Annotated in this window: 24 protein-coding genes; 19 read left to right on the top strand and 5 right to left on the bottom strand. The window is 65.8% G+C overall.

Annotated elements, in window-relative coordinates; genetic code table 11:
• Window positions 1-204 precede the first annotated feature (204 nt).
• Entirely contained in the window at window positions 205-1,512 is a 1,308-nt protein-coding gene (locus tag I2G43_RS07850; RefSeq protein ID WP_195535740.1) for a lysylphosphatidylglycerol synthase transmembrane domain-containing protein, read from the top strand.
• 116 nt (window positions 1,513-1,628) lie between these two features.
• Window positions 1,629-2,240 (top strand): TetR/AcrR family transcriptional regulator, encoded by a 612-nt coding sequence (locus I2G43_RS07845; RefSeq protein ID WP_195535739.1) that lies wholly within the window; start codon window positions 1,629-1,631, stop codon window positions 2,238-2,240.
• 95 nt (window positions 2,241-2,335) lie between these two features.
• Here the strand turns inward: I2G43_RS07845 and I2G43_RS07840 are convergent, their stop codons facing one another.
• The 5 genes from I2G43_RS07840 to I2G43_RS07820 all read right to left on the bottom strand — a co-directional run bounded on the left by I2G43_RS07840 (window position 2,336) and on the right by I2G43_RS07820 (window position 7,896).
• Window positions 2,336-3,670, bottom strand: a complete 1,335-nt coding sequence (locus tag I2G43_RS07840; protein ID WP_195535738.1) for an ABC transporter ATP-binding protein — start codon at window positions 3,668-3,670, stop codon at window positions 2,336-2,338.
• Window positions 3,671-4,693, bottom strand: a complete 1,023-nt coding sequence (locus I2G43_RS07835; RefSeq protein ID WP_195535737.1) for a FecCD family ABC transporter permease — start codon at window positions 4,691-4,693, stop codon at window positions 3,671-3,673.
• Between the two features lie 22 nt (window positions 4,694-4,715).
• On the bottom strand, window positions 4,716-6,287 hold the full coding sequence (locus tag I2G43_RS07830; RefSeq protein WP_195535736.1) for an ABC transporter substrate-binding protein: 1,572 nt from the start codon (window positions 6,285-6,287) through the stop codon (window positions 4,716-4,718).
• Window positions 6,288-6,291: 4 nt separating this feature from the next.
• Entirely contained in the window at window positions 6,292-6,825 is a 534-nt protein-coding gene (locus I2G43_RS07825; RefSeq protein ID WP_195535735.1) for a hypothetical protein, read from the bottom strand.
• Window positions 6,826-6,969: 144 nt separating this feature from the next.
• Window positions 6,970-7,896, bottom strand: coding sequence for a sirohydrochlorin cobaltochelatase (locus I2G43_RS07820; protein WP_195535734.1), 927 nt, complete (start codon window positions 7,894-7,896; stop codon window positions 6,970-6,972).
• 458 nt (window positions 7,897-8,354) lie between these two features.
• Between I2G43_RS07820 and cobM the strand changes: the two genes are divergently transcribed.
• The 17 genes from cobM to cobK are packed head-to-tail and all read left to right on the top strand — an operon-like array spanning window position 8,355 to window position 24,557.
• The gene (gene cobM, locus I2G43_RS07815) at window positions 8,355-9,146 is read left to right on the top strand and encodes a precorrin-4 C(11)-methyltransferase (RefSeq protein ID WP_035138223.1); all 792 of its coding nucleotides are present in this window, start codon (window positions 8,355-8,357) and stop codon (window positions 9,144-9,146) included.
• A 1-nt stretch (window position 9,147) separates the two neighbouring features.
• Entirely contained in the window at window positions 9,148-10,332 is a 1,185-nt protein-coding gene (gene cbiD, locus I2G43_RS07810; protein ID WP_324249525.1) for a cobalt-precorrin-5B (C(1))-methyltransferase CbiD, read from the top strand.
• On the top strand, window positions 10,325-11,014 hold the full coding sequence (gene cobI, locus I2G43_RS07805) for a precorrin-2 C(20)-methyltransferase (RefSeq protein WP_195535733.1): 690 nt from the start codon (window positions 10,325-10,327) through the stop codon (window positions 11,012-11,014). Before cbiD ends, cobI begins: the two co-directional genes overlap by 8 nt.
• A 42-nt stretch (window positions 11,015-11,056) precedes the next feature.
• Window positions 11,057-12,148: a cobalt-precorrin 5A hydrolase gene (locus I2G43_RS07800; protein WP_229071705.1), complete on the top strand. Its 1,092-nt coding sequence runs from the start codon at window positions 11,057-11,059 to the stop codon at window positions 12,146-12,148.
• Window positions 12,148-12,891: a precorrin-3B C(17)-methyltransferase gene (gene cobJ / locus I2G43_RS07795; RefSeq protein ID WP_195535731.1), complete on the top strand. Its 744-nt coding sequence runs from the start codon at window positions 12,148-12,150 to the stop codon at window positions 12,889-12,891. The genes I2G43_RS07800 and cobJ overlap by 1 nt, the downstream gene beginning before the upstream one ends.
• Window positions 12,879-14,126, top strand: coding sequence for a precorrin-6y C5,15-methyltransferase (decarboxylating) subunit CbiE (gene cbiE / locus I2G43_RS07790; RefSeq protein ID WP_195535730.1), 1,248 nt, complete (start codon window positions 12,879-12,881; stop codon window positions 14,124-14,126). The genes cobJ and cbiE overlap by 13 nt, the downstream gene beginning before the upstream one ends.
• Window positions 14,123-15,505, top strand: coding sequence for a cobyrinate a,c-diamide synthase (locus I2G43_RS07785; protein WP_324249524.1), 1,383 nt, complete (start codon window positions 14,123-14,125; stop codon window positions 15,503-15,505). The genes cbiE and I2G43_RS07785 overlap by 4 nt, the downstream gene beginning before the upstream one ends.
• Window positions 15,498-16,640 carry a nicotinate-nucleotide--dimethylbenzimidazole phosphoribosyltransferase gene (locus I2G43_RS07780; RefSeq protein ID WP_195535729.1) on the top strand — a complete coding sequence of 381 codons (1,143 nt, stop codon included), beginning with the start codon at window positions 15,498-15,500 and terminating at the stop codon, window positions 16,638-16,640. Before I2G43_RS07785 ends, I2G43_RS07780 begins: the two co-directional genes overlap by 8 nt.
• Window positions 16,637-17,185: a bifunctional adenosylcobinamide kinase/adenosylcobinamide-phosphate guanylyltransferase gene (locus I2G43_RS07775; RefSeq protein WP_195535728.1), complete on the top strand. Its 549-nt coding sequence runs from the start codon at window positions 16,637-16,639 to the stop codon at window positions 17,183-17,185. The genes I2G43_RS07780 and I2G43_RS07775 overlap by 4 nt, the downstream gene beginning before the upstream one ends.
• A complete protein-coding gene (cobS, locus tag I2G43_RS07770) occupies window positions 17,071-17,949 on the top strand; it encodes an adenosylcobinamide-GDP ribazoletransferase (protein ID WP_324249523.1) in 879 nt (292 codons plus the stop codon). Before I2G43_RS07775 ends, cobS begins: the two co-directional genes overlap by 115 nt.
• Window positions 17,946-18,947, top strand: a complete 1,002-nt coding sequence (locus tag I2G43_RS07765; protein WP_195535726.1) for a histidine phosphatase family protein — start codon at window positions 17,946-17,948, stop codon at window positions 18,945-18,947. The genes cobS and I2G43_RS07765 overlap by 4 nt, the downstream gene beginning before the upstream one ends.
• Entirely contained in the window at window positions 18,947-19,921 is a 975-nt protein-coding gene (gene cbiB, locus I2G43_RS07760) for an adenosylcobinamide-phosphate synthase CbiB (protein WP_195535725.1), read from the top strand. The genes I2G43_RS07765 and cbiB overlap by 1 nt, the downstream gene beginning before the upstream one ends.
• Window positions 19,918-21,141: a pyridoxal phosphate-dependent aminotransferase gene (locus I2G43_RS07755; RefSeq protein WP_195535724.1), complete on the top strand. Its 1,224-nt coding sequence runs from the start codon at window positions 19,918-19,920 to the stop codon at window positions 21,139-21,141. The genes cbiB and I2G43_RS07755 overlap by 4 nt, the downstream gene beginning before the upstream one ends.
• The gene (locus tag I2G43_RS07750) at window positions 21,134-22,633 is read left to right on the top strand and encodes a cobyric acid synthase (RefSeq protein ID WP_324249522.1); all 1,500 of its coding nucleotides are present in this window, start codon (window positions 21,134-21,136) and stop codon (window positions 22,631-22,633) included. The genes I2G43_RS07755 and I2G43_RS07750 overlap by 8 nt, the downstream gene beginning before the upstream one ends.
• Window positions 22,630-23,145: a cob(I)yrinic acid a,c-diamide adenosyltransferase gene (locus I2G43_RS07745; protein ID WP_195535722.1), complete on the top strand. Its 516-nt coding sequence runs from the start codon at window positions 22,630-22,632 to the stop codon at window positions 23,143-23,145. Before I2G43_RS07750 ends, I2G43_RS07745 begins: the two co-directional genes overlap by 4 nt.
• Window positions 23,146-23,787, top strand: coding sequence for a precorrin-8X methylmutase (locus I2G43_RS07740; RefSeq protein WP_195535721.1), 642 nt, complete (start codon window positions 23,146-23,148; stop codon window positions 23,785-23,787). It abuts the gene before it with no gap.
• A complete protein-coding gene (gene cobK, locus I2G43_RS07735) occupies window positions 23,784-24,557 on the top strand; it encodes a precorrin-6A reductase (protein ID WP_195535720.1) in 774 nt (257 codons plus the stop codon). Before I2G43_RS07740 ends, cobK begins: the two co-directional genes overlap by 4 nt.
• Window positions 24,558-24,611: the final 54 nt, after the last annotated feature.

Genomic DNA, 24,611 nt, shown 5'->3' with positions numbered 1-24,611 from the left:
GACGCCGCCCTCTCAAGGCGGAGATCACCAGTTCGAATCTGGTACGGGCTACCACGCATCTGATACCCGGACTTCCCATGGAAGGCCGGGTTTTTTATTTTCAAACAACCGTCTGCAATTCCCGTTTGAACCAGAGCTTTGCGTTCTGTCTATGGTCCTTGCGGGTACAATATCCAAGATATTTTGACTGTTAGAAGGAGTCTCATGACGGAGTCCTCTCAGCATACGTCTAAGCCCCAGGTCGAGGTTGAGGCCTCGGGCGGAGATGACAATAAGAGCGCACGCCGCGGCGCCATCTTTATCGGCGTCGTGCTGGTGGGTTATATCGTCTATCTGGTGGTAACCGGGCAGATGGGGCAGTTCTGGGCCGCTATGTCGAGCGTCCAGGCGTCATGGCTCGTTGTCGCGTGTCTCTGCATGTTCATGTATCTGTTCTTTGGCATTGTGGCCTATGCGATCGCTGTCTGGCTCGACCCCAATTCACCCGTCGGCATTCGCGACCTGATCTCGGTCGAGGCGAGTGGCATCTTCTTTGGCAACCTCACCCCTATGATGATGGGCTCGACTCCTGCTCAGATCTACCGCCTGACCAAAGCGGGCCAAAATGTCGGCGAGGCCGGAGCCACGCAGTTCACGCGCTTTATCGTGTATCAGTTTGGCCTCGTTGCCTGGGGCGCTATCCTACTGCTTGCTCGCATGCCGTTTTTTGCCGAGCGCTATGGCGACATGACGCTGCTGTGCGTCTTTAGCTTTGGTGGACACTGCTGCATCTTGCTTGGCATCTTCGCCGTCGCGCTCATGCCTAAGACCGTCACGCGCATCGCCCATTGCATCATCAATTGGCTCGAGCGCATTGGTGTCTCGGCCACTAAGATCGAGGGTTGGCGCACGTTTGTCGATGGCGAGATCTACTCCTTCTCCGAGAAGTTCAAGCTTTCGGCCGGACATTTTTCTTCCATGCTGCTCACCGTGTTTATCACCATGCTGCAGCTCGCGTTTTTCTATCTGGTTCCGTATTTCCTGATGCTTGCCTTTGGCCACCACGAGGTCGACTTTTTCTCGGTCATGGCCGCGAGCGCCTTTGTCCAGCTGTTAAGCTCTGCGGTTCCCTTGCCCGGTGGAACTGGTGGCGCTGAGGGCGGCTTTGCATTGTTCTTGGGTCATTTCTTCGGTTCGGCTTCGACCGCCGGCTATCTGCTGTGGCGTCTCATTACGTTTATTGCGCCTACCATTTTGGCTGCGCCCCTGCTGGGACTTAAGAGCGCCCACAACGAGAGCATCCATGCGCGCTGGGATCGCGTGATGCGCAAGCTCGGCCGCACGCCTCAGACGCCCTCTGCGCCCACTAAGCCGCACCCCACGAATGCTGTTACCGTTGATCCCAAGAAGCAGGCTCAGAAGGCTTCTGGGACCGCAAAGCCGGCTCATAAGGCCTATGTGCGTCAGACAGGAGACGGTATTCGCGTATCTCCGTCGGCACTCAATAAGAAGAAGCGCCCTAAGTCTCAGTAGGGCAGTCGTGCGTTCTTCATGATGCGGGGCATATTTGTGCCGTATGGGGGATAATCCTCTAACGTAGATTATCTCTCATCTGTTGATGAATGCTCGCATATCGAAGGGACACGCCCATGGCAACCATCAAACCGCGTCTTGACCGCCGCATCGTTCGCAGCCGTAATGCCATCCTTTCGGCTTTCGAGCGCCTGCTCATGGAAAAGCCGCTGGCAGACATTACGGTGAGTGCCATCGCGCGCGAGGCCAATGTCGACCGCAAGACCTTTTACGTTCACTTTGGTACGGTTGACGGCCTGCTCGATGCCATTGCCGTCGATGTGGTGGAGATGATTGTCGACTCGGTCGAGAAAACGCTTGCTTCTATGGACGGTGACACCAACGAGCGCGCTCTTGGCGCGGCGGCGACCTTCTTTAAAACCGTTAATGAGGCACTGTGCAACAACTTGGTGCTCAATCGTCAGCTGATCGAGAATATTCCGCTCGATGATTTTATGGCTCGTCTTCGTGCACCGCTCGAGCACGAGATTGCCGAGCGCGATCTGCTGCCCCAAGGTCTCAAGGACGAGATGTTCGACTACTATCTGGCGTTTTTGCTGTCGGGTATAATCGGTATCTATCGCACGTGGGCGCTGTCTGACGGCTCGGTTCCTATCGAGCGTGTCTCTGAGGTCGCCAACGATCTGACTCTCAATGGTCTGTCGAGTCTGGAATCTCGCTTGGATTAGGCCTAGTTGGGCTCGTCGGCGTGGAAATTCCTGTTCCTGAGGTTTTCCGGCGCCTTGGAGACCTTGCCGGCGTAGGAGCTGTAGCCTGAGGATCCTTAAAAGAAAGTCCAGTTTATCCTTCCCACTCCAATTTTGGAATCCTCCGATGCGCCTTCGCACGCTCGCATGACCTCGATACCATGCGAGCGTGCGAACTCGACGAGCTCTGCGTTGCGGGCGTTTATGGTGCCGAAGGCGGCGGGGCATACGATAAGACGCGCGCAGTGGACGAGGAGCTCTTTGGCGCGGGCTATGGTTTTATCCCCGATCGGCTCGAAGGCGCGCTCGGCTACGCATTCCGTCGCCAGGTCGCGCGCGAGCTCGCAGTCGATGTCCCCTTCGTGCAGAACGCCCGCGTAGAACGCCTTGCCCTGCCGAATGAGCTGGCGAAACACAGCCGACCCCGTACCTGCGCCAGCGATGACGAACGTGTGCGCATCGCCGTGTGGGCGCCCAATTTCCACGCTGCCGAAGCGCTCGTTGAAGGTGCCATGTTGAAGGCCGTAGAGCTCGCCAATCGTCTCGCGCGTGAATATGCCCTCGGGTGCGCCGGCGCGGAAGACCCGGCCGTCCTTCACGCAAATCACCTTGTCGGCGCTTTTCTGCGCGAGCTCGAGTTCGTGGATGGACATGATGACAGCCACATTCTGCGATTTCGCAAGGTGGCGAAGTATTCGCAGCAGGTCGATCTGGTAGCGGATATCGAGATACGACGTGGGCTCGTCGAGCACGAGCACACGCGGATCCTGCGCGATGGCGCGTGCGAGCATGACGCGCTGGCGTTGCCCGTCGCTTATCTGCATGAAGTCGCGCTCGGCGAGCTCTTCCACATGTGCGGTTTTCATGGCCTCATCGACCCGACTATGGTCGTCGGGCGAGAGTGTGCCCATTCGCCCGGTGTAGGGATGCCTTCCCGCCTCTACGATATCGCGGCAGGTGAGAAGCTCGGTCCGGGGGCGATCTGTCAGCATAACGGCAAGGTTCCTTGCGAACTCCGCCGTCTTCCATCGGGAAATCTCCCGCCCGTCGAGCTCGACCGCGCCGGCAAGCGGTGCCAGATGGCGCGTGATGGTTTTCAAGATGGTCGACTTGCCCGAGCCGTTCGGCCCGATGAGCGCCACGACGTCGCCCGCGCGAACCTCCAGATCGATGCCTTCGACTACGACCTTCTTGTCGTAGCCCGCCGACAGGTCGCTTATGCGGAAAAGCGGCGCTCCGTCAGCCTGCGTTTCGACCGGGGCTTCGAGGTTCGACTCCGCTCGGAGGAGGCGTTCCGCGCGCAGTTCCGCACGAGCCGAAAGTGCCTTCTGGCGCTTTCGTGCAAGCTCAGGACTGTCTAAGCATGGAATGTCCCCTCCGAGCGTTTTGGGCCGCGGCACGAATTCCCCCATCTACCTCACCCGCTTCTTCAACATGAGTGCGATAACCACCGGCGCGCCGAAGATGGCGGTGACGGCGCTGATGGAAAGCTCGACGGGGGAGAACAGCGTGCGCGCGATCAAATCGCAGCCCGCGCAGAAGATGGCGCCTCCCAAGAAGCACGCAGGAATCACGCGGATGGGCTTCGACGACTTTATCGCCGACTTCACGAGATGTGGAACCGCGATGCCTACGAACGACACCGGACCGGCGAACGCGGTCACGCAGGCGGAGAGCATGCTCGCTAGAAGAACGAGCACCACGCGGAAGCGTGCGACGTTCACGCCGACGCTTTTCGCGTAGGCTTCTCCCAGCTGGAAGGCGGAAAGGGGCTTCGATATCGCGAATACGCATGCGCTCACGGTGATCACCACGACCGCGATGACCGCGACGTCGTCCCAGCTCGAACCCGAGAAGCTACCCAAAGACCAGTTGTGCAGGTTCACGATGGACTGGTCGTCGGCGAAGGCGATAAGGAAGTTCGTCGTCGCCGAGCAGATGTATCCCACCATGACGCCCGCCACGATGAGCATGGCCATGGAACTTATGCGCCGTGCGATGAGGAGCACGAAGCCGATGGTGATAAGCGAGCCCAGAAACGCTGCGGCCACCATGGCCGGCGAGGACATGGCCTGGTTCGCGCCAAGAAGTACGATCATCGTAAGCGCGACGACGAACTTTGCGCCCGAGGAGACGCCCAAGATGAACGGGTCGGCGATGGGATTGTTAAAAAACGTCTGCAGCAGGAACCCGGAGAGGGAAAGCGCCCCGCCGAGAAGCACGGCTGAAAGCACGCGCGGTAGGCGAATCTCCCAGATGACCTGGCTTTCCATGGAATTGGCCGCGCCGCCCGAAAGGATGCCGGGGATGTGGTCTGCGGGCACGAGCACGCTCCCGATGCACAGGTTGGCCCCGACGAGCACGATGAGGGCAACAGCGAGTAGCGCCGTCACGACGCGACACCGCGCGGCGCGCCCCGATTCGTCGTATGTCATGGAAAGCCGGCTTCTCATGGTGCTAGTCGAGCTTCCTCAGATAATGGAAGTCGCTCGCGTCATCGCCGGTGAACGCCCCGTGCAGCTCGTCGATAATGTCGGCGGTAGAAGTCATCTGCTGGTACATGTCGGCGCTTGTGACCCAGACGTTGCCGTTCTTCACGGCTTTGAACTGCGACAATAGTGCGTTTTTGCCTACGAAGTCGTTCAAGGTGGCAACCGATTCGTCGATGGTGCCGTTGTAGACGATGATGTCGGCATCCTTCGCCGTCGCGTAGAAGCGCTCCATTTCGAGCGTTACTGACGAACCTGACGTCGACGCCGTCTGCGCGTCATCGAGCGCGTAGCTGCCGCCTGCAAGCTCGATCATCTGCGCCACGTAGTCGCCCGCCCTCCGCGTGACGGCGGCCCCGTTCGAGTTAATGTAGAAATACGCCACGGTTTTACCTGACGACGCGAGCCCCGACGTTTGCTCGACGCGGGCCTTCTGCTCGTTGAACAGGTGCGCGGCCTCGTCTTCCTTGTCGAACAGGACGCCGAAAAGCTTAATCCACTCGACGCGCCCGAGTGCTTCGGGCTCGCTCGACGACTGTTCGGTGAGCACGACGAGCCCGAGCTTCTGCAGCTTTTCCTTCACATCGGGCGTGTGGTTGATCATGGTGTTCTCGATGGCGAGCGTGCAACCCGAGGCCGATATTCGCTCGTAGTCGGGCGCGCTGTACTTGCCGCCGTAGGCGATCGCCTCACTTTCGAGCGCGCTTTTGAAGCCCGCGACCGAGCAATCGTCGGCCTTCGTGCCCGACATGATGATATTGTCGTTTGCATCGAGCGCGTCGACCAGGCACATCGTCGCCGACGATACGAGGTACACCTTGTTGGCGGGGCGCCTTATGACCGCGATATCGGAGCTCAGCCCATCAGGCACCTTCGCATCTTGCGGCACCACGAGGAAGCGCTCCCCGTTCGAAACGCAGATAAGCCGCAAGCCGCCTTCGAACTCGTCGACAGTGAAGTGCTTGGCGTATTCAAGCTGAAGCGCCCCCGTCGGCTCCCAGCCGCAGCCCAAATCGGCGTTGTGGAAGTCGGCCGCGGCGCTTGAAGCCGTTCCCGCGGGGGAGCCGCCGCTTGCATCGTCGCTCGATTTCTCCTTCATGGTGGATGAGTCGAAGTGGAGCGTGTAGTCGATGGTGTGCGGCGTCGACATGGCGACGGTCTCGGCCGACACGGCGATGTCCTCGTCGAGCGTGACAGGTATCTCGAACGTGGAGTTGCCGCCGTCGTTTACGGGCGCGTAGTCCACGCCGTCGACGGTCATCTTGTCGTAGTTCGAACTCGACCAGGTTATGGTCGCGGTGTAGGTGTCGCCATCCTTCACAATTGTGGTGGGTGAGGCGATGCTTGCGCGCCCTGACCCGCCGGAAAGCGAGACGCTCACAGTGTATTCCTGAGAGCCCGCCGTGGCACCGGTCGCGTTCGGGCTCGCACTGCACCCCGCGAAGGGAAGCGCGAGCAGGGCGACGAGAACGCAGGCGATTACGCGCGCCGCGATGCTGCGGCGCTTCCTGTTTTCCCCCTTGGGAAGAATCGACCGCATGGCGTTACTTCAGTGCGTCGGCGCGCAGATCGACGCCGGCGGATTCGAATACGAGCGTGCGGTCGTACCACCGCTCCCTTTTAATGCTCCACGCGGCGCAGGCGGTGTCCTCGTCGAGCGCATCAACGGGCACGTCGTAGGTGTACTTGCCTTCCGCATTTTCCACATAGGGGATGAAGTCGGCCTCGGTCGCGGCGGCAGCCTCGTCGCCCGTGCCCATGAAGAGCTTGCCGTAGCCCGTGCCGGAAAGTGTCATCACGCAGTGCATGGAGCCGTTTTCCACGATGAGCTGGGCGTCCACAATCCTGAACATGTTCGAGCTGGAATCTACGGTGATCGGATAGGTGCCGTCGGCCACCTTGTCGGCGGTGATGGGGGCAGCGCTTGCGCCCTCGGGCGCATCGGCCGCCTGTTCGGTCTTTTCCTGGGTATCGGCATCGCTTGCCTTTGCGCTGTCGATTGAATTTCCGCCGCAGCCGGCGAGCGAGAACGCGAAAAGCGCCGCCGACAGGGCGAAGGCGAGGGTTTTCTTCAACATGGAGGGGTTCCTTTCAATCGCTTCGACCGCCCGCGCCGTGCGGTGGGCGGGCGGGATGCGAATGCAACGGGCATGCGCCGTCAGTCGGGGAAGGCGCATGCCCGTTGCACGGGGACGCGACCGGCGCCCCCGTGCGCGGCGAGTTTACAGCTTGGCGATGGCGTCGTCCACGTGCGAGACGTAGATGTCGTCGACCGCGACGTTCTGTCCCAGACCCTGGAGCAGGCACGTCACTTCGAAGCCGGCGGCCATGAACTTCGCTGCCCAGCTGTCGGGGTCGGTCTCGTCTGCCATGTCGTTGTTCGCGTGGTCGCCCGCGACCACCATGAACGGCGCGAGCACGGCCTTCTTGTAGCCTGCGGCGCTCGCGGCGGCGATAACATCCTCGCAGGTCGGCTCAGCCTCGACGGTGCCGACGAAGAACTGCGTCAAGCCCTCGTTCTTAAACACTTCCTGCATCTTGGCATAGTCGGCGTTGGAATCGGCTTCGGTGCCGTGGCCCATGAGACACAGCGCCGTCTTGCCGTCGTCGAAGGACGCCATGTTCTCCTTAATGGCTGCGGCCACCTTCTTGTAGTCGTCGTCGGAGGTGAGCAGCGGGTCGCCGAGCGAGATTTTGTCGAACTTGTCGGCGTACTTGTCGAGCTCGTCTTTCACGTCGGTGTATTCCAGGCCACCCATGAGATGCGTCGGCTGCACGACGATTTCCTTCACGCCGTCTTCCACGCAGCGGTCGAGCGCCTCGGTCATGTTGTCGATCGTGATGCCGTCGCGCTTCTTCAGCTTGTCGATGATGATCTGCGCGGTGAAGGCGCGGCGGATGTCGTAGTCCTGCCAGTACTTCTCGCGGATAGCGTCTTCGATGGCGCCGATGGTGATGTGGCGCGAGTCGTTGTAGCTCGTGCCGAAGCTCGTGACGAGGATGACCGGCTTCACGGCCTTCTCCTTTTCACTCGATTTTTCGGAACTTGCGGAGGTGTTGGAGCAGCCCGCGAGCGCGACTCCGGCGAGCGCGACGGCTCCGGTTGCTGCGGCGCTCATGAAGCCGCGGCGTGACATCTGGTCGGACATGGTTTTTCCTTTCCTCGGTTTGCCGGTCCCCCGGCGACAGTTGCTTGTCGGCACAAGCGAAAGAAAAGCGCACCCCTCGGGGTTCACAAGGAGCTAACGCCACGGCGATGCCGTGAGGAAAAGGCGAAGCAGTCTGGCTTGGGGCGCGAGGCGGTTCGCCCGCGCGTCCTATACAGTAATGTCCCTTGCCCAGGATTCCCACCTGGTTCCCTCCGCAAGCCAGCGCGGGCTGTGCGGGCGCCGCGCCGGTCATTTCCTTTTATCCGATTGTCATATGCTCGTTGCCGAAACTTTTACTATGATAGTGGGCACTTGTGAACGTGTCAAAGCCCAGGGCGGGCGGCATTGCGCCTCCTGCCTGCGTATTTGCGCCGATTGCCGCCGCAGGCGCCGTGTTTTGCCCGCTGCGCGAATGGCGGCGTAAACGGTTGCGATGAGAAACGGGAAGGAAGGCTCGGATGATTCATATCGTTGGCGCAGGCTCGGGCGCCGCCGACCTTATCACGCTGCGCGGGGCGCGCCTTCTGCGCGCGGCCGACGTGGTCGTTTGGGCGGGGAGCCTTGTGAACCCCGAGCTGCTCGCTGAGTGCAAGGAATCCTGCGTCGTCTACGACAGTGCGCACATGACCTTGGAGGAAGTGCTCGACGTGATGTGCGCGGCGGATGCACGGGGCGAGGAAGTGGTGCGCCTGCACACGGGCGACCCGTGCCTGTACGGCGCCATCCAGGAGCAGATGGACGCGCTCGACGCGCGCGGCGTGGACTACGAGGTGGTGCCCGGCGTCTCGAGCTTTTGCGGTGCCGCGGCGGCGCTTCGCCAGGAATACACGCTGCCGGGAATCAGCCAGTCGGTCGTGATCACGCGGCTTTCCGGGCGCACCCCCATGCCCGCGGGCGAGGGCATGCGCACCATGGCGGAAAGCGGCTCGACTATGGTCATCTTCCTGAGCTCGGGTATGCTCGCCGAGCTTTCCGCCGAGCTTTTGGCCGCGGGCCGCAGCTCCGATGAGCCGGCGGCGCTCGTGTACAAGGCGACCTGGCCTGAGGAACGCGTGGTGCGCTGCACAGTGGGCACGCTCGCCGATGCGGGCGCGCGAGAGGGCATCGACCGCACGGCGCTCGTGGTGGTGGGCCGCGTGCTCGGAGCTCGCGGCGGGCTTGCGCACAACGGTGCGCAAGCGGGGTCGTACGAGCGCAGCAAGCTTTACGACCCTTCGTTTGCCACGGGGTATCGGAAGGCGAGTAGCTAGCGTGGCCTTCGAGCACTACATATATACCGGGACGACCCGCCTGCGCTGTGGCTACACCACGGGGAGCTGTGCCGCGCTGGCGGCGAAGGCGGCCTGCGAGATGCTCTTGTCACGAAAGCCCGTCGGCCGCGTGTCGATCGTCACCCCCGGCGGGCTGCCCGTCGAGGCGAACGTGGTCGACGCATGCATCGGCGAGGGGTGCGCCCAGTGCGCCGTGCGAAAGGACGCAGGCGACGATGCCGATGTGACCGACGGCGTGCTCGTGTACGCGCGCGTGGAACATGCGGGGTCGGACACGGGTACTGCGGGCAGCAAGGACGTGCCCGCGCACGAATCGGAAGTTTCCGTCGATGGCGGCGTGGGCGTGGGGCGCGTGACGTTGCCCGGGCTCGAGCAGCCGGTGGGGGCGGCCGCCATCAACGCGACGCCGCGCGCGATGATTACTTCGGCGGTGCGTGAGGTGTGCGCCGCGCACGGCTTTTCTGGAAACATTGCTGTGACGATTTCGGTACCCGAGGGTGTGGCCCTTGCCGAAAAGACCTTCAACCCGCACCTGGGGATAGAGGACGGCATCTCCATCCTGGGAACGACGGGCATCGTCGAGCCGCGCAGCCTCGCTGCCTTGCGCGACAGCATCGAGCTCGAGATCCGGCAACATGCGGCTATGGGGCGGCGCGGAGTCGTGCTCACGCCCGGCAACTACGGCGCGCAGTTCATCTCGGGGCATTTCCACCTAAACGGTGCGCCGGTGGTCTTCATCTCCAACTTTGTGGGCGATGCGATTGATTGCTGCGTTCGCGAGGGATTCACCAATGTCCTTCTTGTGGGACACATCGGTAAGCTGGTGAAGGTCGCGGGCGGAATCATGGACACTCATTCGCGTACCGCTGACTGCCGCGCGGAGATTCTGGCCGCCCACGCGGCCTTGGCCGGCGCGGGCGCGAAGACCGTGCGTGAGATCATGTCGTCGGTCACGACCACAGCGGCGCTCGAGGTAATCGAGGCCGCCGGCGTGGGGGACGCTGCGCGCGCCTCGCTCGCTGCGGCAATCGAGGACAGGTTGCGCCGCCGCGCGGCGGGCGCATGCGACATCGCCGCGGTCGTGTTCGACGCCGAGCGCCGCGAGCTTTTCCGCACGTCGGGCGCCGATGCAGTTATCGGGAAATTGGGGGCGACGTATGAGTAAAGGCGTGCTGTACGGGGTGGGCACGGGGCCTGGCGACCCCGAGCTGCTCACGATCAAGGCCGTCCGCACAATCGAATCGTGTCCGGTCATCGCCGCACCGCAGACGGCGGACGGGGTCATGGTCGCGCTCGAGATCGTGCGCGGCGCCGTCGACCTTACAGGCAAGACGGTGATTCCCGTGCGATTCTCGATGACGCGCGACGCCGAGCGCCGCGCGGCCGAGCATGCCTCGCTTGTTCGCGAGCTTGTCGCGCACCTGGATGCGGTCCGCGACGTCGCGCTGCTGAACCTGGGGGACCCGAGCATCTACGCCACCTTCCAGCGCATAGCGCCCGACGTGCGCGCCCGCGGGTTCGAGGCGCGCGCTATTCCCGGCGTGCCGAGCTTCTGCGCGGTCGCCGCGGCGCTCGAGCGCGACCTCACGCCCGAGATGTCGTCGCCTCTGCACATCGTATCCGGCGGCTACGATGACGTGCACCGCGCAATCGGCTGGCCGGGGACGAAGGTGGTCATGAAGGCGCGCCGCTCGCTTGCGGATACGAAGCGCATCCTTCGCGAGGAGGGCGCCTTCGACGGTGCCGAGCTAGTAGAGGACTGTGGGCTTCCGGGCGAGCGCGTGTACCGCTCGCTCGACGATGTGCCCGATCGGGGCAGCTACTTCTCGACGATGGTGGTGCGCTAGATGAGGGTTTCCTGCATAGCGTTCACTGAGAGGGGGTATGCGTTGGCGGAGCGCACCGCACACGCGCTTTCCGATTGCGCGCAGACAGGTGAAGATGACCCTGGCTGGGACGTTTCCGTTTCGCGCGGGTTCGGCGAGGGGAAGGCCGACCTGCGCGCATGGACGGCGCACGCGTGGGAAGCGTCGGACGCGCTCCTGTTCGTGGGCGCGGCGGGCATCGCCGTGCGGGCGATCGCGCCACATGTCGCCTCGAAGGCAAACGATTCCGCGGTTGTGGTGATCGACGATGCGGGGCGCTTTGCCGTCCCGCTTTTGTCGGGGCATTTGGGCGGTGCGAACGAGCTTTCGCAAACTGTGGCACGCGTGGCAGGGGCCATCCCCGTCATCACCACGGCGACCGACGTCCGCGGCGTGTGGGCGGTGGATACGTGGGCGCGCCGTGCGGGGCTCGCCGTTTCGAATCCCGAGGCCATCAAGCGAGTGTCGGCGCGGCTGCTTTCGGGCGGGCGCGTGGCGCTCTATTCCGACATGCCGATTTCGGGACAGCCGCCTGAGGGGGTTGACATTGCGTCCGACCGCGCTCGGGCCGATATCGTCGTGTCGCCGTTCGCGGGCGCGAATGCAGGTGCGTCCGTTCGCGCGGCGGAGACAACGGGCGAGGTCGTGCCCGCCGGTGAGACGGGGAAGCCGGCGGGCGTGCGGGCGCAGGCGCCTGCGCCCGAGCCGCTTCGCCTTGTCGTGCCCTGCATCGTTGCGGGCATAGGGTGCCGTCGCGGTGCGTGCGCCGAAGCGATCGGGGAGGCGTTTCTTCTCGCGTGCGGGCTGGCGGGTATCTCGCCTTCGGCCGTGCGCGAGGTGGCGACGATCGACGTGAAGGCGCACGAGGAGGGTCTGCTCGCCTTCTGCCGCTCGCGCAATATCCCGCTTGCGACGTATTCCGCAGAGGAGTTGTCGCAGGTCGAAGGCAGTGTTTCGCCATCTGATTTTGTACGCGCGACGGTGGGGGTCGACAACGTGTGCGAGCGCGCGGCGCTCGCGGACGGGGGCAAACTTACCTTCCCGAAGCTCGCTCACGGCGGCGTTACCGTCGCGTTTTCCAAGGTAACTATCGAACTTTCGTTTAAGGAGCGGTGATGGGAAAGCTCTTCGTGGTGGGGATCGGCCCGGGCGGCCTCGACGGCATGACGATTGCGGCTCGGCGCGCGCTCGAGGCGGCCGACATCGTTGTGGGGTACACGAAATACGTGGAGCTCGCGCTCGCCGCTGTGCCCGACGCGGCGCATCTCGCGACGCCGATGATGCACGAGGTCGAACGGTGCCGCCTGGCGCTTTCGCGTGCGCAGAGTGGAGAAGCCGTGGCGCTCGTGTGCAGCGGTGACGCGGGCGTGTACGGCATGGCGAGCCCCGTGCTGGAGCTTGCGGAGGACTACCCCGATGTAGACGTGGAAGTTATCGCCGGGGCCACCGCGGCTCAGAGCGGGTCGGCTGTGCTCGGCGCCCCGCTTGCCCACGACTTCGCGGTCGTGTCGCTTTCCGATCTGCTCACGCCGTGGGAGGTCATCGAGCGCAGGCTCGCCGCCGTGGCGAGCGCCGACTTCTGCATCTGTTTGTACAACCCGCGCAGCAGAAAGCGCGCCGACAGGCTCTCGCGCGCGGCGAAGATTATGCTCGAATGGAAGGCCCCCGACACGCTCTGCGGCTGGGTACGCAACATCGGGCGCGAGGGGCAGCAGTCGGGCATGTGCAGGCTCTCCGAGCTGGGGGAGCTTGATGCCGACATGTTCACCACCGTATTCGTCGGCAACGCGGGCACGAAGCGCGTAGGCGGCCGTATGGTCACGCCGCGCGGGTATCGGGAGATTCCATGCGAAAGGTAACGATCATCGGGGCGGGGCCCGGAAACCCCGACTTGCTCTCGCGCGCGGCGCTCGACGCGATCGACATCGCCGACGTGGTCATCGGCGCTCATCGCGCGCTTGTCGGCATCGACGTGCCGCCACACGTGGTGAGATGCGAGCTCGTGAAGACGGCGGACATCGTCGCCGCGCTCACCGATGCGGCGTCGTGGCAGCGTGCCGTGGTCGTGATGACGGGCGATGTGGGGCTGTTCAGCGGCGCGCGCCGTCTGGTGGAGGCGCTCTCCGGCGACGCGCAGGTGGACGTGCGCGTCATTCCCGGCATAAGCTCAGCGTCGTATCTCGCCGCGCGCCTCGCGCGTCCATGGCAGGATTGGCGCTTCGCGAGCGCTCACGGCGTGGCGTGCGATATCGTGGCCGAGGCCGAGCGCGCAGGTGAGCTCTTCCTCGTCACGTCGGGCGGGGAAGATCCCTCGCGGCTTTCGGGCGAGCTTGTGCAGGCGGGCTTCGGGGACGCGTGCGTGACGGTGGCCGAGCGCCTGTCGTACCCCGACGAGCGCATCACCTGCGCGACCGCAAGTGAAATCACAGGTCAGACGTTCGACGACTTGAACGTGATGCTTATCGATTTCGCAGGCGGCGCCGCGAGCTCCCGCTGGCCGTACGCTTCCTCGGGCATTCCCGACGAGCTCTTCATCCGCGGCGACGTTCCCATGACCAAGCAGGAGGTGCGCGCCGTCGCGCTCGCGAAGCTGCGCCTTACCGCGACCGACACCGTGTGGGACGTCGGCGCCGGCACGGGGAGCGTGTCGATCGAGGCGGCGCTCGTCGCGCGAGCGGGCTCGGTATGGGCGGTGGAGCGCAACGCGGCCGGCGTGCGGCTCATCCGAGAGAACGTGGATGCATTCGGGTGCGGCAACGTGCATGCGGTCCCCGGTGTCGCCCCCGATGCGCTCGTGAAACTGCCCGTCCCCGACGCCGTGTTCGTCGGCGGGAGCGCGGGCGAGCTTCCCTCCATCGTGGAGGCGGCGCTCGAGAAGAACTCGCAGGTTCGCCTGTGCGTGCCATGCGTCACCGTTGAGACGCTCACCGAGGCGTGCACGCTCCTCTCGGGTTCGCGCTTTAAGGGGTTCGAGGCGTGCCAGGTGTCGGCCGCCCGCGCCGAGGCTGTAGGCTCGCACCATCTTATGAAGGCGCAAAACCCCGTGTTCCTCGTCAGTGCGCGTGGTGCAGGTGGGGAAGGCGGCGCCCGGTGAGCACGTCCATCCCGCGCTTCATGGTCGCTGCGCCCTCGAGTGGGAGCGGCAAGACGGTCGTAACGTGTGCGCTCCTGCGCGCGCTCGCGCGCCGCGGCCTCGCATGCGCGGCCTTCAAATGCGGCCCCGACTACATTGATCCGCTCTTCCATCGCCGCGTCGTGGGCACGCGCTCGGGCAACTTAGACGGCTTCTTCACCGACGCCCCGACGCTGCGCGCCCTGCTCGCACGCGGCGCCGCGGGCGCGGATGTCGCGGTGCTCGAGGGGGTCATGGGCTTCTACGACGGCATGGCGCCCGGCGTGGCCGACGCGAGCAGCTACCAGGTTGCGCGCGATACGGAAACGCCGGTCGTTTTAGTGGTGAACGGGCGTGGGGCGTCTTTATCGCTCGCCGCCGTAATCCGCGGCATCGCCGAGTTCCTGCCTTGTGCGAACGTGCGCGGCGTCGTGCTGAACAAGACGAGCGCCGCTGCCTGCGCCTACGCGGCGCCTGCGATCGAGAAGCACACGGGCGTCGCGGTTTTGGGTAATATTCCCGCCGACGAGGCGTTCTCGCTCGAAAGCCGGCATCTGGGGCTTGTGACCGCCGACGAGGTCAAGCAGCTCTCCGCGCGCATCGACAAGATGGCCGAGCTGGTGGAAAAGAGCGTCGACGTCGACCGCTTGCTCGAAATAGCGGCGACGGCACCCGATATCCGCGAGGAACCTTACCGGTTGGAGCCGATCGCGGGAGCGCGGCCCATCGTCGCCGTCGCGCGTGACGAGGCGTTCTCGTTCTACTACGAGGAGAACCTGCGCGCGCTCGAGGACCTGGGTTGCGAGCTGGCCTTTTTCAGCCCCCTGTGTGATAGCGAGTTGCCCCGGGGGACAAGCGCCCTCTATCTGGGAGGCGGCTACCCGGAGCTCCATGCGCGGCAGCTCTCCGAGAACGCGCCGATGCGCGAGGCGGTGCGGCGCGCGGTGGAATCCGGCATGCCGACGGTCGCCGAATGCGGTGGGTTTCTGTACCTGCAGCGCGAAATCGTCGATAGCGAGGGGCGGCGCTGGCCTGTTGCGGGCGCCCTTGAGGGCGCAAGCGAGAACGGGGGAAGGCTGTCCCATTTCGGGTACGTGGAGCTCACTTCCCAACGCGACGGACTCTACGGGCCGCGCGGCACACGCATCCTCGCGCACGAGTTCCACTACTGGCAGTCCACCTGCCCGGGCGGCGACTTCTGGGCGCAGAAGCCCCGGCGCGACAAGGGCTGGCCGTGCATGACGACCACCCCGTCCCTGGTTGCGGGCTTCCCGCATGTGTACTATCCTGCGAACCCCGACGTTGCGCGCGCGTTCGCGTCTGCCGCAGCGTCGTTCGCAGAGAGGAGACGGCATGGCTGAAGCAACCGAAACCGCGCTTGCCTGTATCCGCGAGGAAGTCGAGCGCGCGTTCTCGTCGGCGCCGGGCGCCGTGCTCGAAGCCGCGCTCTCCCGGATCGCGCCCGCAGACGAGTGCGCCCGCGCCGCCGCGTACGCCGCGTGGGACTCCATCGCGCACCCCTTGGGGGGATTGGGCGACTTTGAAGACGCCGTCGCGTGTATCGCCGCAGCTCAGGGGAGCGCCGAGGTTGCCGAGTTTCCCCGTGCGCTCGCGGTATTCTTCTCCGACAACGGGGTCGTTGCCGAAGGCGTGTCGCAAAGCGGGCAAGACGTGACGCGAGCCGTCGCACGCAACATGTGCGAGGGGGCCACGAGCGCCTGCCGCATGGCGGCGTTCGCGGGTGCCGAGGTCGTGCCCGTCGACGTGGGTATGGCCCGGGGCATAGAAGACGCGCGCATGGTGCGCGCGAACGTGCGGCGGGGGAGCGGCAACATCGCGCACGGCTCCGCTATGTCTCGCGATGGGGCCGTGCGCGCGATCGAGGTCGGAATCGCCGTCGCGTGCGGACTTGCCCGTGCCGGCGTGCGCCTTCTCGCCGCGGGCGAGATGGGCATCGGCAACACGACCACCTCGGCGGCGGTGGCCGCAGTGCTCATCCGGGCGGACGCGCGGAGCCTCGTCGGGCGCGGCGCGGGGCTCTCGGACGCCTCGCTCGCGCGCAAGCGCGACGTGGTCGAGCGCGCTATCGATGCGAACTCGCCCGATCCTGCCGACCCGATCGACGTGCTCTCGAAGGTGGGCGGCTTCGACATCGCGGCGATGTGCGGCTTCTACCTGGGGGCCGCGGCCTCGAAGGCTCCGGCGCTCCTCGACGGGGTCATATCCTGCACGGCGGCCCTGTGCGCGGCGCGCCTGTGCCCCAACGCCTTGGGCTACCTCGTGGGCACCCACGCATCAAGCGAACCCGCAAGCCAGGAGCTCCTTCGCGAGCTCGGAATAAAGGCACCCCTCGACGCAGGCATGCACTTGGGCGAGGGCGCGGGCGCCATGGCGTATCTGCCCCTTCTGGATTCGGCGCTGCGCGTGTACCGGGATGGGAAGACGTTCACGGCGACTGGCATGGCTGCTTACGAGCATTTCGAGGCCGGGAAATGACGGTGACGCTCGTCATCGGCGCCGCCGCGAGCGGCAAGAGCGCCTACGCCGAGTCCCTGTGCCTCGGGCACGACGGCCCCCGCGTGTACCTGGCAACGATGGAGCCCTTCGGGGAAGAGGGCGCCCGCCGCATCGCGCGCCATCGGGCGATGCGCGAGGGCAAGGGGTTTTCCACCCTCGAGCGCACGCGTGACGTGTGCGCCGCAGTGCCCGGGCTTCCGCGCGGCTGCACGCTTCTTTTGGAGGACGTGGGCAACCTGGTTGCGAACGAACTCTTCGCGGAAGGCGGCTTATCCCCACGTGACCCCGACGTTGCGGCGCGCGAGGTGCTCGGAGGCATCGAACGGCTCGCTCAGGCCGCTGAGTATACGGTGGTGGTCACCGTCGACGTGTTCGCCGATGGGATACGCTACGATGAGGGGACCGAGGCATGGAGGCGCGCGCTCGCGCGCGTGAACGCGGGCGTGGCGGCGCTGGCCGACCGCGCAGTCGAAGTGGTATGCGGGATTCCCGTGTGGATGAAAGGCGAAGGACCTACAAGGTGAAGATAGCAGAGGCAATCGGCGCGGCGTTCGGAACGTTCTCGCGCATCCCCGTCCCGAAATCGGCCTGGACCGATTTCGGGTCAACCCATGCGCTTGCCGCGTTTCCCCTGGTGGGCCTTGCGGAAGGCTTCCTCATGACGGCGTGGGGACACGTTGCGAACCTGCTCGGCGTGCCCGCGACCATCGTCGCGGCCGTGCTCGTGGCGCTGCCTGTGGCGGTGACGGGAGGCATCCACCTAGACGGGCTCTGCGACACCTCCGATGCGCTTGCAAGTTGGGCCCCGCGCGAGCGAAAGCTCGAGATCATGCACGACCCGCGGGCGGGCGCCTTTGGGGTCATCGGTGTTGTTGTGTACCTTATTCTGCAGTTTTCCCTGTTCACCGCGCTGCCGCTTACGGCGGGGGCGTTCCTCGCGCTTCTGTGCTCGCTCGTGTTCTCCCGCGCGCTTTCGGGGCTCGCCGTAGAATGCTGGCCTGCCGCGCGGGCGGACGGCATGGCCGCGGGGCTCTCGCCTGCGAAGAAGCGCGCGGAGATCGTCGTGCCGCTTTGCGCTTTCGCTGCTGCTTCGGCTGCAGGGATGGTCGCGTGCGCTCAGGCCGTCGGCGCCCTTATAGCGGTGGCGGGGCTTTTGGTGCTCGCGTGGTACCGCCATGTTGCCCTGTCCCGCTTCGGCGGGGTGACGGGTGATTTGGCCGGATGGTTTCTGCAATGGGCCGAGCTCGCGATGCTTGCCATGCTGGTGGCGGGGGGCATGCTCCTATGATTCTCGTGGTAGGTGGCGCGCATTCGGGGAAGAGGACCTTCGTGCGCGAAAAGCTCGGGTTCGCGGCGGACGATTTCGTCGACGCGGCGCAGCTTGCGGAGGGCGGCGTGCCAGCGGCTTTTGCCGGCCGTGTCGCGTACCGTGCTGAGGAACTCGTACGCGCGCTCGACGCTGACCGGGCGCTCGAGCGGCTGATTGGCTTCGACGCTGTGATTCTGCCCTTGGTCGGCTCGGGGGTCGTCCCCATGCGCGCGGAAGACGCCCAATGGCGCGAGCGCGCGGGGCGCCTGGGATGCGCGCTCGCTGCGCGCGCCGACGTCGTCGTGCGCATGACGTGCGGGATACCCCAGGTCATCAAAGGAAACCTTGACGATGCGCCTCGAGGGACGCAGGGCGTGGGCGCGCCTTTGGAAGTCGTTTTCGTGCGCCATGGTGCCACGGCGGGCACGGAAGATCATCGCTACAGCGGGGCGGGCACCGACGAGCCCCTGTCGAGCGCGGGCGAGCGCGCTTTGCGCGACCTCGCGTGCGATCGTGACGTATTCCGTGCTATCACGAGCGGCATGGCCCGCACCGACCAGACGGCGCGCATCCTCTTCCCGAACGCGGAGCTAATGGCGTGCCCCGGTCTGCGCGAGATGGATTTCGGCGACTTCGAGGGGCGAAGCGCCGCCGAGCTTAAAGAGGATGCGCGCTACCGCGCCTGGGTAGACTCCTGGTGCGAGACGTGCTGCCCGCATGGCGAGGGCAAGAGCGATTTCACCCGCCGCGTCATCGCGGCGTTTCGGGAGGCGTGCGAATCGGAGCGCGCCCAGGGGAGTGGGCGCGCCGTCTTCGTCGTTCACGCGGGTACCGTGAAAGCGCTGCTCTCCGAGCTAGCTGTCCCGAAAATGGGATATTTCGACGTGCATACCGAGCCGGGCGGCGCATGGGCCGCCACCTGGGATGGGCGCTGCCTTCGCGACGTTCGCCCCGCTTCGGGGGGCGATGCCCGGTGATGACAATTCTTGCCGTCGCCGCCGGGTTCGCGGCCGACCTTGCCTTCGGCGACCCGCGCTGGCTTCCCCATCCCGTCGTCGCCATGGGGCGCGCGATCACGTGGGCCGAAGGCCGCCTGCGGCACGCATTCCCGCAAACGTCCGCGGGCACGCGTGCCGCAGGGCTTGTGCTCGCCGTGGCACTTCCGCTTGCGTGTGGGCTTTTGACCTGGGGTATCCTACATCTTTGTGGCATGGTTCACTCCGGCTTGCGCTTCGTGGTCGAGGCATGGGCGAGCTATCAGATTCTCGCGACATGCGAGCTGCGCCGCCAGAGCCTGGCCGTGGCCCGCGCGTTCTCGAAGGGCGGCCTTGTCGCGGCGCGCGAAGCCGTCGGGCTCATCGTGGGACGCGACACGTCTGTTCTCGACGAGCAGGGCGTCGCGCGCGCCGCCGTGGAAACGGTGGCGGAGAACGCGAGCGACGGTGTCATCGCGCCGCTTTTCTACCTTATGATCGGGGGTGCGCCCTTGGGCATGGCGTACAAGGCGGTGAACACGCTCGACAGCATGGTGGGCTACAAAAACGAGCGCTACATCGACTTCGGCTGCGCCTCGGCGCGCCTCGACGATGCGGTGAACTGGATTCCCTCGCGCTTATCGGCCCTGCTCATGATCGCCGTGTGCCCGATCCTCGGGCTCGACGCGCGCGGGGCGGCGCGCATCTGGCGCCGCGACAGGCGTCGCCATGCGAGCCCGAACGCGGCGCAGACCGAGTCAGCGTGCGCGGGCGCGCTCGGGCTGCGCTTGGCAGGACCCGCGGTGTATTTCGGCAAGCTCGTTGAGAAACCGACGATAGGCGACGCGTCCCGCGAAATCGAGTGGGGCGACATCGCCCGGGCGACAAGGCTCATGCTCGCCGCGTCCGTATGCGCGCTCGTCGTCTTCGGCGCCGCGCGCGCGGCGGTCGTGCTCGCCGTGGGGGCGATGGCATGAGGAAAGACCACGCCGCGCTCCGGGCTGCCGGGGGAATCCTGCGCGCCCGTACGCATGGGGGCAGCGCGCAATCGCTCGGCATCGGTTGCGAAGGGGGCGCCTCCGACCTCATTGACTTCTCGGTGAACGTGAATCCGGCAGGCCCCTCGCCGCGCGCCCTCGCCGCAGCTTGCAAGGCGCTTTCTCGAATCGACGCCTATCCCGATAGGGAAAGCCTCGCCCTCGTTCGCGCCCTAGCGCGCGCCCAGGGCATTCCCGAAGATACTATCGTCTGCGGCGCGGGCGCGTCCGACATCATCTGGCGGCTCGCTGCGGCGGTGCGCCCGAAACGCATCGTCGTGTGCGCGCCGACGTTCTCTGAATATGCGGAGGCGGCATCGTACTACGGCGCATGCGTGCAGGAGTTCCCGCTCTCCGAAGCGGACGACTTCGACGTGCCCGTCTCCTTCGCCCGCGCGATCGAGGGACCGGGAGACGTGGCGTACCTCTGCAATCCGAACAACCCGACGGGGCGCCTCGTCGACCCCCGCGTGATCGATGCCGCGGCATGCCGCTGCGAGCAGGTGGGCGCGCTGCTCGTCGTGGACGAGTGCTTCCTCGGATTTGCGCCCGACGCCCGCGAAAGGAGCGTGGCCGCACGCGCCGCGTGTTCGCGCCATGTGGCCGTGCTCTCCGCGTTCACCAAGCTCTACGGAATGGCGGGGTTGCGGTTGGGATATCTGATCAGCGGAAACACCCAACTCATCGAGGGGATTCGCCGGGCGGGGCAGGCGTGGCCCGTCTCCTCGGTCGCCGAGGCCGCGGGCATCGCCGCCCTGGAAGACGTCGAATACGTCTCGCGCACGCGCGATGTATTGGCGGGCGAGCGAGCGTGGCTTTCCCACGAGCTCTCCTCGCTCGGGCTTTCCGTCGTGCCGTCGGATGCGAACTTCCTTTTAGTCCGCACGCCGGCGAAAGACATCCCCGAGCGCCTGTATAAACAGGGGGTTTTGGTTCGCACGTGCGACTCGTTTTCGGTACTGTCCCGTTTCTGGTGCCGCGTCGCGGTGCGCACGCGCAAGGAGAATGCCCGGCTTGCGATGGCGTTCAGCCGCGCGCTTCGGGCGGAAGGCGCATCGGGCGAAGGCGAACCCGTCGAACGGGGCGGCGCTTCTTGCAGCGGCGCTATGGCGGGCGCGGATGGCCGAGGCCCGGCGAAGGAGGTCGATACCCGTGGGTAGGGCGAAGCCCATCATGATCCAGGGCACCATGTCGAACGCGGGGAAGAGCCTGCTTGCGGCGGGGCTGTGCCGCGTGCTTTCGCAGGACGGCCTGCGCGTGGCTCCCTTCAAGAGCCAGAACATGGCGCTCAACAGCGGTGTCACGGCCGACGGGCTCGAGATGGGGCGCGCCCAGATTATGCAGGCCGAGGCGTGCGGCATCGCGCCCGACGTGCGCATGAACCCCATCCTGCTCAAGCCCGAAAGCGACCACCGAAGCCAGCTCATCGTGGCCGGCAAGGCGCAGGGAGCCTTCGCTGCGAGGGACTACTTCGCGCGAAAGAAGGCGCTCATGCCGCAGATTTTGGAGGCGTTCGATTCGCTCGCGGAGGAAAACGACCTTATCGTCATCGAGGGCGCCGGCAGCCCCGTCGAAATCAACCTTGCTGAAAACGACATCGTCAACATGGGGCTTGCGCGCACCGTGTCCTCCCCCGTGCTGCTCGCGGGCGACATCGACCCAGGCGGGGTGTTTGCCCAGCTCTACGGCACGGTCGCGCTCCTTGCGCCCGAGGACCGCGCGCTTTTGCGGGGGCTTGTGGTGAACAAGTTCCGCGGCGATGTGGAAATCCTGCGCCCGGGTTTGGCCCCGCTCGAGAAGATGTGCGGGGTTCCCGTCGTGGGAGTCGTGCCGTATCTTACGCTCGACCTGGACGACGAGGACTCGCTCGCGCCGCGCCTGTCTGCCCGCGAGGCGCGCGGGGTCATCGACGTCGCCGTCGTGCGCCTTCCGCATCTGTCGAACTTCACCGACTTCGACCCGCTTTCGCGCGTGCCCGGCGTGGGCGTGCGCTACGTTTCCTCGACGACCGATCTGGGCCGGCCCGACCTGGTGGTGCTCCCCGGCTCGAAGACCACGCTCGACGACGCGCGCTGGCTTGCGGCTAGCGGCATCGGAGCCTGTGTACGCGCGCTTTCGGGCGCGGGCACGCCGGTGCTCGGCATATGCGGAGGCTACCAGCTTTTGGGAGACGAGCTTTCCGACCCGCACGGCAGGGAAGGCGCTGGCACCGCGCGCGGGCTCGGGCTCATCCCTGCAAGTACGGTGTTCAAGGAGGAAAAGCGCCTCGCCCAGTCGGAGCTGCGCATCACGGGCGCCCAAGGCGCGTTCTCGGTGTGGAACGGCATGACGGCGCGCGGGTACGAGATTCACGACGGCGAAACGACCGTCTCCTGCGCCCCTGCGGGCACGATTGGCGGCAAACCAGAAGGAGCGGCCTGCGGAAACGTGTTCGGAACCTATCTCCACGGCCTGTTCGACGAACCGGGAGTGGCGCTCGCCCTCGCACGCTCGCTCGCGCGCATGCGCGGCCTGCCCGAGAGCGTCGTGGGTGCTGAGGGCGCGGTGTCCGCGGCCGATCACCGTGCGTGCGAGTTCGACCGCCTGGCCGACTCCGTGCGCGGGGCGCTCGACATGGAGTATGTCTACCGCATTATCGAGGAGGGCGTATGATCCATGTGTATCATGGCGACGGCAAAGGCAAGACCACGGCGGCGATGGGCCTCGCCCTTCGCATGCTCGCCGCAGGCCGCCGCGTCGTCGTCGTGCAGTTCCTGAAAGACGGCGAAAGCGGGGAGGTGCGCCTACTCGCCGAGCATTTCGGCGTGCCCGTGTTCGCGGGGAAGGCGTCGGACAAGTTTGCCTGGTCGATGACGTCGGAAGAACTTGCCGCGACGCGCGAGCTGCACGATGGGAACCTCGCTTCCGCGCTCGCCGAGCTCGAGGGCGCGCAGGAGGGGCTGCTCGTGCTCGACGAGGCGCTCGACGCGCTTTCGAAGGGGCTTGTCGACGAGGCGCTCGTGGACCGCGCGCTCGATATGTCCGCGCGCGGCGTCGAAGTAGCGCTCACCGGGCGCGCGCCTTCCCGCAAGATCGTGGAGAAGGCCGACTACATAACCGAGATGCGGTGCGAGAAACACCCCTACTCTCAGGGGATATGTGCAAGGGAAGGAGTGGAGTACTAGATGGATTCCAAGGAGATGGCGCCCGGCGACATCGAGCGGCGCAGCTTCGAGATCATCACCGAAGAGCTTGGCGGCCGCACGTTCCCGCCGCTCGAAGAGCCCGTCGTGAAGCGCGTCATCCACACCACTGCCGACTTCTCGTACGCCGATTCCCTCGTGTTCACCCATGACGCCGCGCACTGTGCGCTCGACGCACTGCGCGCAGGGGCCACGGTGCTCACCGACACGAACATGGCGCTCGCAGGCATAAGCAAGCCCGCGCTCGCGAAGATCGGCTGCCAGGCCGTGTGCTACATGGCCGACCCGGATGTCGCCGCAACGGCGCGCGCCGCGGGCACGACTCGCGCCGTTGCGAGCATGGACAAAGCTTGCGGCATCGAGGGTCCGCTCATCGTGGCCGTCGGCAACGCTCCCACAGCACTTCTGCGCCTCGCCGAGCTCATGGACGCGGGGAAGATCGCGCCCGCGCTCGTCGTTGGGGTGCCGGTTGGGTTTGTGAACGTGGTCGAGGCGAAAGAGGAGCTACTCGCGCGACGCGTGCCGGCCATCGTCGCGAGGGGTCGCAAGGGCGGCTCGACCGTGGCGGCCGCCATTATGAACGCGCTGCTCTACGAGATCACGCGCCCAGGCGGCCCGAAGTGACGGCGCCCGCATCCGCGCCGGCGCTGCGCATCTTCGCCGGCACCACCGAGGGCCGCCTTCTGTGCGAATGGGCGAGCGGGGCGGGCATCCCCGCCCGTGCCTACGCGGCAACCGAGTACGGAGGTGAGCTTTTGGGCGAGCTTCCGGGCATCGAGGTGCATGCGGGCAGGCTCGACGAGGCCGACATGGAGCGCGAGCTTTCCGGCGCGCGCATCGTCGTCGACGCCACGCACCCCTTCGCTACGCTCGCAAGCGGCAACATCCGGGCCGCTTCGCTCGCCGTGGGTGCACGATGCCTGCGCCTTACGCGCCCGGTCGAGGCGCTGCCCAAAGGCGTCGTCTCGGTCGCGTCGATCGCCTGCGCGGCGCGCTTTCTCTCCGAGAACCCGGGTCGCGCGCTTCTCACGACGGGGAGCAAGGCGCTTGCTCCCTACACGCGCGTCGCCGATTTCGCGGAGCGCTTCTTCGTGCGTGTGCTCCCGCTGCCCGGTGCTATAACGAAGTGCATCGACGCGGGGTTTTCGCCGTCGCACGTCATCGGCATGCAGGGGCCCTTCACTCGCGAGCTCAACGAGGCGATGCTTCGGCAGGTGGGCGCCCAGTGGCTTGTGACCAAGGACTCGGGAACCGTAGGCGGCACGGCCGAGAAGATCGCCTCCGCGCGCGACGTGGGAGCGCGCTGTATCGTGGTCGCCCGTCCCGCCGAGGGAGGCGGGGCCCTTTCGCTTCGGGAAGTGGAAGACGCGCTCTTACGGGAGTTCGCGCGCTAGGCGCTCGCCGCGCCTGCGCGCCCTCCCGCCCGCGAGGAGGAGCGCCTCGAGCAA

This window comes from Collinsella aerofaciens, from assembly GCF_015557435.1.
Lineage (GTDB): Bacteria > Actinomycetota > Coriobacteriia > Coriobacteriales > Coriobacteriaceae > Collinsella > Collinsella aerofaciens_Z.
The sequence above is the reverse complement of the archived record's forward strand: the minus strand, read 5'-3'. Positions and strand labels throughout refer to the sequence as shown.

Excerpts from the sequence above, each read along its gene's own strand:
- I2G43_RS07780 (WP_195535729.1), top strand. The coding sequence starts at position 15,498 with ATGGCTGAAGCAACCGAAACCGCGCTTGCCTGTATCCGCGAGGAAGTC.
- cbiB (WP_195535725.1), top strand. The coding sequence starts at position 18,947 with ATGACAATTCTTGCCGTCGCCGCCGGGTTCGCGGCCGACCTTGCCTTC.
- I2G43_RS07840 (WP_195535738.1), bottom strand. The coding sequence starts at position 3,670 with ATGGGGGAATTCGTGCCGCGGCCCAAAACGCTCGGAGGGGACATTCCA.
- cobI (WP_195535733.1), top strand. The coding sequence starts at position 10,325 with ATGAGTAAAGGCGTGCTGTACGGGGTGGGCACGGGGCCTGGCGACCCC.
- I2G43_RS07765 (WP_195535726.1), top strand. The coding sequence starts at position 17,946 with ATGATTCTCGTGGTAGGTGGCGCGCATTCGGGGAAGAGGACCTTCGTG.
- I2G43_RS07825 (WP_195535735.1), bottom strand. The coding sequence starts at position 6,825 with ATGTTGAAGAAAACCCTCGCCTTCGCCCTGTCGGCGGCGCTTTTCGCG.
- I2G43_RS07835 (WP_195535737.1), bottom strand. The coding sequence starts at position 4,693 with ATGACATACGACGAATCGGGGCGCGCCGCGCGGTGTCGCGTCGTGACG.
- I2G43_RS07830 (WP_195535736.1), bottom strand. The coding sequence starts at position 6,287 with ATGCGGTCGATTCTTCCCAAGGGGGAAAACAGGAAGCGCCGCAGCATC.
- I2G43_RS07775 (WP_195535728.1), top strand. The coding sequence starts at position 16,637 with ATGACGGTGACGCTCGTCATCGGCGCCGCCGCGAGCGGCAAGAGCGCC.
- cobM (WP_035138223.1), top strand. The coding sequence starts at position 8,355 with ATGATTCATATCGTTGGCGCAGGCTCGGGCGCCGCCGACCTTATCACG.
- I2G43_RS07820 (WP_195535734.1), bottom strand. The coding sequence starts at position 7,896 with ATGTCCGACCAGATGTCACGCCGCGGCTTCATGAGCGCCGCAGCAACC.
- cobJ (WP_195535731.1), top strand. The coding sequence starts at position 12,148 with ATGGGAAAGCTCTTCGTGGTGGGGATCGGCCCGGGCGGCCTCGACGGC.
- cobS (WP_324249523.1), top strand. The coding sequence starts at position 17,071 with ATGGAGGCGCGCGCTCGCGCGCGTGAACGCGGGCGTGGCGGCGCTGGC.
- I2G43_RS07755 (WP_195535724.1), top strand. The coding sequence starts at position 19,918 with ATGAGGAAAGACCACGCCGCGCTCCGGGCTGCCGGGGGAATCCTGCGC.
- I2G43_RS07745 (WP_195535722.1), top strand. The coding sequence starts at position 22,630 with ATGATCCATGTGTATCATGGCGACGGCAAAGGCAAGACCACGGCGGCG.
- cbiE (WP_195535730.1), top strand. The coding sequence starts at position 12,879 with ATGCGAAAGGTAACGATCATCGGGGCGGGGCCCGGAAACCCCGACTTG.
- I2G43_RS07850 (WP_195535740.1), top strand. The coding sequence starts at position 205 with ATGACGGAGTCCTCTCAGCATACGTCTAAGCCCCAGGTCGAGGTTGAG.
- I2G43_RS07740 (WP_195535721.1), top strand. The coding sequence starts at position 23,146 with ATGGATTCCAAGGAGATGGCGCCCGGCGACATCGAGCGGCGCAGCTTC.
- I2G43_RS07845 (WP_195535739.1), top strand. The coding sequence starts at position 1,629 with ATGGCAACCATCAAACCGCGTCTTGACCGCCGCATCGTTCGCAGCCGT.